This is a genomic window from Verrucosispora sp. ts21 (assembly GCF_002879555.1).
Classification (GTDB): Bacteria; Actinomycetota; Actinomycetes; order Mycobacteriales; family Micromonosporaceae; genus Micromonospora; species Micromonospora gifhornensis.
In genome coordinates, this window is the sequence record NZ_PNOZ01000067.1 from 22,589 (window position 1) to 31,252 (window position 8,664).

Annotated in this window: 6 protein-coding genes; 5 read left to right on the plus strand and 1 reads right to left on the minus strand. The window is 71.0% G+C overall.

Annotation, left to right across the window (positions count from 1 at the left end; translation table 11 throughout):
* Positions 1-92: 92 nt before the first annotated feature.
* The 4 genes from C1A38_RS23875 (at position 93) to C1A38_RS23890 (ending at position 7,427) form a co-directional block, all read left to right on the plus strand.
* Positions 93-3,881 carry a multifunctional oxoglutarate decarboxylase/oxoglutarate dehydrogenase thiamine pyrophosphate-binding subunit/dihydrolipoyllysine-residue succinyltransferase subunit gene (locus tag C1A38_RS23875; protein WP_102659970.1) on the plus strand — a complete coding sequence of 1,263 codons (3,789 nt, stop codon included), beginning with the start codon at positions 93-95 and terminating at the stop codon, positions 3,879-3,881.
* A 96-nt stretch (positions 3,882-3,977) separates the two neighbouring features.
* Positions 3,978-4,157 (plus strand): DUF6104 family protein, encoded by a 180-nt coding sequence (locus C1A38_RS23880; protein WP_013735712.1) that lies wholly within the window; start codon positions 3,978-3,980, stop codon positions 4,155-4,157.
* A 67-nt stretch (positions 4,158-4,224) separates the two neighbouring features.
* Complete coding sequence (pta, locus tag C1A38_RS23885; RefSeq protein ID WP_102659971.1) at positions 4,225-6,315, plus strand: phosphate acetyltransferase; 2,091 nt, start codon at positions 4,225-4,227, stop codon at positions 6,313-6,315.
* A complete protein-coding gene (locus C1A38_RS23890) occupies positions 6,312-7,427 on the plus strand; it encodes an acetate/propionate family kinase (RefSeq protein WP_102659972.1) in 1,116 nt (371 codons plus the stop codon). Before pta ends, C1A38_RS23890 begins: the two co-directional genes overlap by 4 nt.
* A gap of 60 nt (positions 7,428-7,487) precedes the next feature.
* Here the strand turns inward: C1A38_RS23890 and C1A38_RS31470 are convergent, their stop codons facing one another.
* Positions 7,488-7,658, minus strand: a complete 171-nt coding sequence (locus C1A38_RS31470) for a hypothetical protein (protein ID WP_199180311.1) — start codon at positions 7,656-7,658, stop codon at positions 7,488-7,490.
* 124 nt (positions 7,659-7,782) lie between these two features.
* Between C1A38_RS31470 and C1A38_RS23895 the strand changes: the two genes are divergently transcribed.
* Positions 7,783-8,664 (plus strand): alpha/beta hydrolase family protein (locus C1A38_RS23895; protein WP_102659976.1); only part of this gene is annotated, 882 nt, incomplete at its 3' end.

Sequence of the window (8,664 nt, forward strand, 5' to 3'; positions counted from 1 at the left end):
GCGTAGCCTGGGGACCGTCCTCTGCGCCCGTCCCGGCGCCGGCGGACGACCGCGTGACACACAAACCCGCGTGAAAGAGGCGATTACCGGCCGTGTCGACCCAGCAGACTTCGCAGGAGAACCCACTGGCGGGTTTCGGCCCGAACGAGTGGGTCGTCGAGGAGATGTATCAGCGCTACCTCGCCGACCCCAGCAGCGTCGACCCGGCCTGGCACGACTTCTTCGCCGACTACCGGCCCGGGCCGGGTGCAGCCCAGGGCGACGGTGAGGGCGCCGGCCGGTCGACGAGCGCCGCCGAGCCTGCCCGCAAGGAATCGGCCCCGGCCAAGGCCGCGACCACCACCAGGACCGAGCCGGCCAAGAGCGAGTCGGCCGCCAGGACCGAGCCCGCCAAGACCGAGCCGGCCGCCAAGACCGAGTCACGCACCGCGCCGACGAAGGCTGCGCCGGCCAAGGCCCAGCCCCGGACCGAGCCGGCGAAGGCACCGGCCAAGGCCGCCCCGGCGAAGACCGCGCCGACCGCCACCGGCCCGCAGACCACCCCGTTGCGCGGCGTGGCCGCCAAGATCGTCCAGAACATGGACGCCTCGCTGGCCGTGCCGACCGCGACCAGCGTGCGCGCCGTCCCGGCGAAGCTGCTGGTCGACAACCGGATCGTGATCAACAACCACCTGGCCCGGGGCCGCGGTGGCAAGGTCAGCTTCACCCACCTGGTCGGGTACGCGCTGGTCCGGGCGCTGGTCGCGCACCCGGAAATGAACAACTCCTACGCCCAGGTCGACGGCAAGCCGACCATGGTCAGCCCGGAGCACGTCAACCTGGGCATCGCCATCGACCTGGCCAAGCCGGACGGCAGCCGCAACCTGGTGGTCCCCTCCATCAAGGGCTGCGAGCAGATGGACTTCCGGCAGTTCTGGCAGGCGTACGAGGACGTCGTCCGGCGCGCCCGCCGCAACGAGCTGACCATGGACGACTACTCCGGCACCACGATCTCGCTGACCAACCCGGGCGGCATCGGCACCGTGCACTCGATGCCGCGCCTGATGCAGGGCCAGAGCGCGATCATCGGGGTCGGCGCGATGGAGTACCCGGCGCCGTACCAGGGCATGAGCGAGGCCACCCTGGCCGAGCTGGCGGTCAGCAAGGTCATCACGCTGACCAGCACGTACGACCACCGGATCATCCAGGGCGCGCAGTCCGGCGAGTTCCTCAAGGTCATGCACGAGCTGCTCCTCGGCGAGCACGGCTTCTACGACCAGATCTTCACCTCGCTGCGCATCCCGTACGAGCCGGTGCGCTGGATGCGCGACGTCGCGGTCGACAGCGAAGGCCAGATCAACAAGACCGCTCGGGTGCACGAGCTGATCCACTCCTACCGGGTCCGCGGTCACCTGATGGCCGACACCGACCCGCTGGAGTTCAAGATCCGCAAGCACCCGGATCTGGACGTGCTCCAGCACGGGCTGACCCTGTGGGACCTGGACCGCACCTTCCCGGTCAACGGCTTCGCCGGCAAGCAGCGGATGAAGCTGCGCTCGATCCTGGGCGTGCTGCGGGACTCGTACTGCCGGCGGGTCGGCATCGAGTACATGCACATCCAGGACCCGGCCGAGCGCCGCTGGATCCAGGAGCGGGTCGAGCGCAAGTACGAGAAGCCGCCGGCCGACGAGCAGAAGCACGTGCTCAACCGGCTCAACGCGGCCGAGGCCTTCGAGACCTTCCTGCAGACCAAGTACGTCGGCCAGAAGCGCTTCTCGCTGGAGGGCGGCGAGTCGCTGATCCCGCTGCTCGGCGAGATCCTGGAGTCCGCCGCCGAGGGCGGGCTGGACGAGGTCGTCATCGGCATGGCCCACCGGGGCCGACTCAACGTGCTTGCCAACATCGTCGGCAAGCCGTACGAGAAGATCTTCTCGGAGTTCGAGGGGCACCTGGACCCGCGTTCCACGCAGGGCTCCGGCGACGTGAAGTACCACCTCGGCCAGAGCGGCAAGTTCACCACCCCCGGCGGCGACCACTCGGTCAAGGTCTCGGTGGTGGCGAACCCGTCGCACCTGGAGGCGGTGGACCCGGTGCTGGAGGGCATCGTCCGGGCCAAGCAGGACCGGATAGACCTCAAGCTGGAGGGCTACACCGTGCTGCCGCTGGCGGTGCACGGTGACGCCGCCTTCGCCGGTCAGGGTGTGGTTGCCGAGACGCTCAACCTCTCCCAGCTGCGCGGCTACCGCACCGGTGGCACGGTGCATGTGGTGGTCAACAACCAGGTCGGCTTCACCACCGCCCCGGAGTACAGCCGCTCCAGCCTCTACAGCACCGACGTGGCCCGGATGATCCAGGCGCCGATCTTCCACGTCAACGGCGACGACCCCGAGGCCGTGGTCCGGGTCGCCCGGCTGGCCTTCGAGTACCGGCAGACGTTCAACAAGGACGTCGTGATCGACATGGTCTGCTACCGGCGGCGCGGGCACAACGAGGGTGACGACCCCTCGATGTCCAACCCCCAGATGTACAAGATCATTGATTCGAAGCGCTCGGTCCGCAAGCTCTACACCGAGGAGCTGATCGGCCGCGGAGACATCACCGTGGAGGACGCGGAGGAGCTGCTGCGCGACTACCAGTCCCAGCTGGAGCGGGTCTTCAAGGCCACCCGCGACGCGGCCACCGCCCCGCGCCAGCTCAGCCGGCCGCCCCGCGAGGACGAGCCGGAGCCGCAGGTGGACACGGCCACCGACACGTCGGTGATAAAGGCCATCGGTGAGGCGCACGTCAACCTGCCCGAAGGCTTCACGCCGCACAAGCGGATCCAGCAGCTGCTCGACCGGCGGGCCAAGATGGCCGTCGAGGGCAACATCGACTGGGGCTTCGGCGAGATCATTGCCTTCGGTTCCCTGCTGCACGACGGGGTCACCGTCCGGCTGGCCGGGCAGGACTCGCGTCGCGGCACCTTCGTGCAGCGGCACGCCTCCATCGTGGACGCCGAGACCGGCGACGACTACCTGCCGTTGCAGTCGCTCACCGGCGACGGCGAGCGGTCCCGGTTCTTCGTGCACGACTCGCTGCTGTCCGAGTACGCCGCGATGGGCTTCGAGTACGGCTACTCGGTGGAGAACCTCAACGCCCTGGTCTGCTGGGAGGCGCAGTTCGGCGACTTCGTCAACGGCGCCCAGTCGGTGATCGACGAGTTCATCTCCTCCGGTGAGGTGAAGTGGGGTCAGCGCTCCGCGGTGACCCTGCTGCTGCCGCACGGCCACGAGGGACAGGGCCCGGACCACACCTCCGGTCGCCCGGAGCGCTTCCTCCAGCTCTGCGCCGAGGACAACATGCGGGTGGCCATCCCGACCACCCCGGCGAACTACTTCCACCTGCTGCGTCGCCAGGCGTTGTCGCCCAAGCGCAAGCCGCTCGTGGTGTTCACGCCGAAGTCCCTGCTGCGGCACAAGCTCTGCGTCTCCTCGGTGAACGACTTCACCACCGGCACCTTCGCCCCGGTGCTGGCCGACCAGGCCGCTCCGGCGCCGGAGCAGGTCAAGCGGGTGCTGCTCTGCTCGGGCAAGGTCTACTACGACCTGTTCCAGGCCCGGCAGGAGCGCGGCGTCACCGACACCGCGATCATCCGTCTGGAGCAGCTCTACCCGATGCCGGTGGAGGAGATCCGGGCGGCGCTCGCCCAGTACCCGAACGCCGAGGACTTCGCCTGGGTGCAGGAGGAGCCGGCCAACCAGGGTGCGTGGTCGTTCGTGGCGCTCAACCTGCTGGAGCACCTCGACGGCGTACGGCTGCGCCGCATCTCCCGCCCCGCCGCCGCCGCCCCGGCTGTCGGCTCGGCGAAGATGCACGAGGTCGAGCAGGTGGCGCTCCTCGAAGCGGCACTTCCCCGACCCTGACGAGATTCATCCCGGTCCCGTCCCACCCTGCGAGGGTGGGACGGGACCGGCCGACTTTCACCGGTACGACACCGGTGCGGGAAAGCGAGTAGGCGGATGTACTTCACCGACCGGGGCATCGAGGAGCTTGTCGAACGGCGCGGCGAGGAGCAGGTCAGCCTGGAGTGGCTCGGCGAGCGGCTGCGGGACTTCGTCGACCTGAACCCGGAGTTCGAGACGCCGATCGAGCGCTTCGCCACCTGGCTGGCCCGACTCGACGACGAAGACGACGACTGACACACCGTCGGAGGGCCCGACCGCCCGGGTACGAGGACCCGGGCGGGAGCCACCTGGATCTTGTAGCGTGAGTTCCGTGGCCCGAAGCGTGTACCTGACAAGCGTCGGCTCGGGCGGGGGAAAGTCGACCATCGCCCTCGGCCTGGCCGAACTGTTGTCCCGCCAGGTCGGTCAGATCGGCGTGTTCCGTCCCCTGGTCGCGTCGGACCGGCCGGACCCGATCCTCGCCCTGCTCAGCGAGCGGTACCGGGTCGGGCTGCCGGTGGCCGACCTCTCCGGCACCACGTACGCCGAGGCGACCGCACTCGTCGCCGACGGCCGTCGGGAAGAACTGATCACCCGGATCGTCGAACGGTACCGGGAGGTGGAGCGACGGTTCCCGGCCATGGTCGTGGTGGGCAGCGACTTCGCCGACGCCGGTGACGGTGCCGGACCGCGCGAGCTGGCGTTCAACGCCCGCCTGGCCACCGAGTTCGGCAGCGTCGTGGTGCCCGTGGTCGACGGGTTCGGGCAGCAGCCGGCGGCGATCACCGCGGCCAGCCGCGGGGCGTACCACGACGTGGTCGACCTCGGCGCGACAGTGCTCGCCGTGCTCGCCAACCGGGTGCCGGGCAGCATGCGGCTGCCCCGGCTGCCGGTGCCCGCGTACGCGATTCCCGAGGTGCCAAGCGTCTCTGCGCCGACGGTGGCCGAGGTGGCGGCGGCGCTCGGCGCCACCCGACTGGCCGGCGACGACACCGCGCTCGCCCGCGACGTGCTCGACTACGTGGTCGGCGCGGCGCACGTGCCGACCGTGCTGGAACACCTGACCGAGGGCGCTCTGCTGATCATGCCGGGTGACCGCGACGATCTTCTGGTCGCCGCGAGCGCGGCGCACGTGGCCGGTCAGGTGTCGCTGGCCGGGCTGGTGCTCACCCTCGGCGTGGCCCCCGATCCCCGGGCGATGCAGCTGGTGGAGGCGCTCAACGCCCGCCTCGCGGTGCTCTCGGTGCCCACCGACAGCTTCCACACGGTGGCCGCGTCGAGCCGCATCGAGGGCCGACCCAGCGCCGCGAACCCGCGCAAGGTGGAGGCCGCGCTCGGTGCCTTCGAGGCGCACGTGGACACCACCGAGCTGGCCAGCCGGTTGCGGGTCAGCCGCTCCACCCGGGTCACCCCGCTGATGTTCGAGTACGACCTGATCGACCGGGCGCGCAGTCGCCGCCGACACGTGGTCCTGCCCGAGGGGACCGACGAGCGGATCCTGCGCGCCACGGAGATCCTGCTGCGGCGCGGGGTGGCCGACCTGACCCTGCTCGGCCGCCCCGACGAGGTCGCCCGTCGCGCCCGCGAGGTGGGCGTGGACATCGGCACGGCACGGGTGGTGGATCCGGCCGACAGCCAGTGGCGCGACGAGTTCGCCGAGGCGTACGCGAAGCTGCGCGCCCATCGGGGCGTCACCGTGGAGTTGGCGTACGACATCGTGGCCCAGCCGAACTACTTCGGCACCATGATGGTGTGGGCTGGCTACGCCGACGGCATGGTCTCCGGTGCTACCCACACCACGGCGGCGACCATCCGGCCCGCGTTCGAGATCGTGAAGACCATGCCGGACGTCTCCGTCGCCTCCAGCGTCTTCTTCATGCTGCTGGCCGACCGGGTGCTGGTCTACGGCGACTGCGCGGTCAACCGCGACCCGGACGCCGCCCAGCTCGCCGACATCGCGATCTCGTCGGCCGACACGGCGGCCCGGTTCGGCCTCGAACCCCGGGTGGCGATGTTGTCGTACTCGACAGGCAGTTCCGGCGCGGGTGCCGACGTGGAGAAGGTCGCGGAGGCCACCGCGCTGGTCCGCGAGCGCCGGCCCGACCTGGCCGTGGAGGGACCGATCCAGTACGACGCCGCGATCGACCCGGCCGTGGCGGCGACGAAGCTGCCCGAGAGCACGGTCGCCGGCCGGGCCACCGTCTTCATCTTCCCGGACCTCAACACCGGCAACAACACGTACAAGGCGGTGCAGCGCTCGGCCGGGGCGGTGGCCGTCGGGCCGGTGATGCAGGGTCTGCGCCGGCCGGTGAACGATCTCTCCCGAGGGGCTACCGTGCCGGACATCGTGAACACCGTGGCGATCACCGCCATCCAGGCCGCCACGCTTACCGACAACGGGGCGCCGTCGTGAGCAAGGTGCTGGTGCTCAACTGCGGGTCGTCGTCGGTCAAATACCGGCTGTACGACGACGACGAGATCCTTACCAAGGGCACCGTCGAACGGGTCGGCGAGCCGGACGGCGGCCCACCCGACCATGCCGCCGCGGTCCGGCAGATCCTGGCCGGGCTGGACCTGAGTGGGCTCACCGTCGTCGGGCACCGGGTGGTGCACGGCGGGCGGCGCTTCACCGCCCCGGCGCTTGTGGACGACGCGGTGCTGGCCGCCATCGCCGACCTGGTGCCGTTGGCCCCGCTGCACAATCCGGCGAACCTCGCCGGCATCGAGATGGCGCGCGCGGCACTGCCGCAGGTGCCGCAGGTCGCCGTCTTCGACACGGCGTTCCACCACACGCTGCCCGAGTCCGCCGCCACCTACGCGATCGACCGTGACACCGCGCAGCGGTACGGCGTACGCCGGTACGGCTTCCACGGCACCTCGCACTCGTACGTCTCCCGGCGCACCGCCGAACTGCTGGACCGCCCGTACGCCGAGGTCAACACGATCAGCCTGCACCTGGGCAACGGGGCCAGCGCGTGCGCGATCGCCGGCGGGCGCAGCGTCGCCACCTCGATGGGCATGTCCCCGCTGGAAGGTCTGGTGATGGGCACCCGCAGCGGCGACCTGGATCCGACAATCGTGTTCCACCTGCGCCGGGAGGGTGGCCTGGGGGTCGACGAGATCGACGACCTGCTCAACCACCGCAGCGGCCTGCTCGGGTTGACCGGCGTCAACGACATGCGCGAGGTGCTGGCCCGACGGGCGGACGGAGACGAGGCGGCAGCGCTCGCCTTCGACGTCTACTGCCGCCGGATCACCGGCTATGTCGGGGCGTACTACGCGCTGCTCGGGCGGGTGGACGCGGTCACCTTCACCGCTGGCGTCGGTGAACACGCCGCCCCGGTACGGGCCGCCGCACTGGCCGGACTCACCCGACTGGGCATCACCGTCGACGCGCAACGCAACACCGGCAGCGGTGACCGCCTCATCTCGCCGGACGGTGCCGAGGTCGCGGTCTGCGTGATCGGCACCGACGAGGAGCGGGAAATCGCCCGAGCGGCCCGCGCAGTCGTCGGCGCCGCCTGACCCGCACCCGGTCGCGTTGGTCACCGGCCGCGTCCTTAGAAGGACGCGGCGGCCTGCGGGTCAGCTGAGGGCGATCCAGGCGGCGACGGCGAGCAGCAGCACCGCGAGCACGGCCACCCCGACGATCAGGCCGGTGCGGGAGGACGACTCGGCCGGTGTGTCGGCGGTGTTGGCGGCAAAGGCGCGAAATGCCTGGGTGTTGCCGCTGGGGTCGGTGTAGTTCTCAGCCATGCCGGAACCTTAGCGAAGCCGGACCGGTCGGACGGCCCTGGCCGGTCGGCCGAACGGCTCGCGTACGGCACCGGGCAACCGGACCCGGGCGGGTGTTCGCGGGATCTACCGTGATGTCGTGGGCATGATCAGACGGCGATTCGCCGTGTCGGCGGTGGCCTTGCTGCTGGCGTGGCTGACAGGTTGCGCCTCCCCCGGTGACCCGCCCGGACAGCCGGCACCGAGCGGCGCTGCCCCACAGGTGCCGTACGCGGTCGGCGTCCGGACGTTCGTCGTCGACCCCGACTCGGCACGGCCGCTGCCGGTGACCCTCTGGTACCCGACCCAGGGCACCCGGATCGCCGAGGGACGGTTCCCGGTGGTGCTCTACAGCCACGGCCTGGCCAGCCTGCCCGAACTGCACGCCGGCCTGACCGCCCGGTGGGCCGCCGCCGGTTTCGTGGTGGCCGCCCCGGCGTACCCGCACACCCGGCGAGGTGCCGCCGCGTTCTCCCGTGCCGACGTACGCCACCAGCCCGCCGACGGATGGCGGGTGATCCGGCACCTGGTCCGGCTAGACCGCCGGCCCGCCGATCCGCTCGCCGGCCACCTCGACGTGCAGCGGATCGCCGCGGCCGGCCACTCAGCGGGTGGCTTCACCACCTCGGGCATGTTCACCAGCGGCCGCCCCGCCCGGTTGCGTGCCGGCATCGTGATCGCCGGTGGCGGGATGGCGGGCGGTTTCGCGGAGCCACCCGCACCGATGCTCTTCGTGCACGGTACCGCCGACCCCGTGGTACCCCTCAGCGTCGGCCGTGCCGCCTACCGCCGTACGACCGGACCGTCCAGCTTCCTGAGCCTGCTCGGCCAGGGACACGGCGAGTACCTCATCCCCGGCCGTCCCGGCTTCACCCAGGTCCTCGGTGCCACCACCGACTTCCTCCGCTGGACCCTCTACGGCGACCAACAGGCCGCCCGCCGCCTCCCCACCCACGCCCATCCCCCCACCATCACCACCCTGGAAACC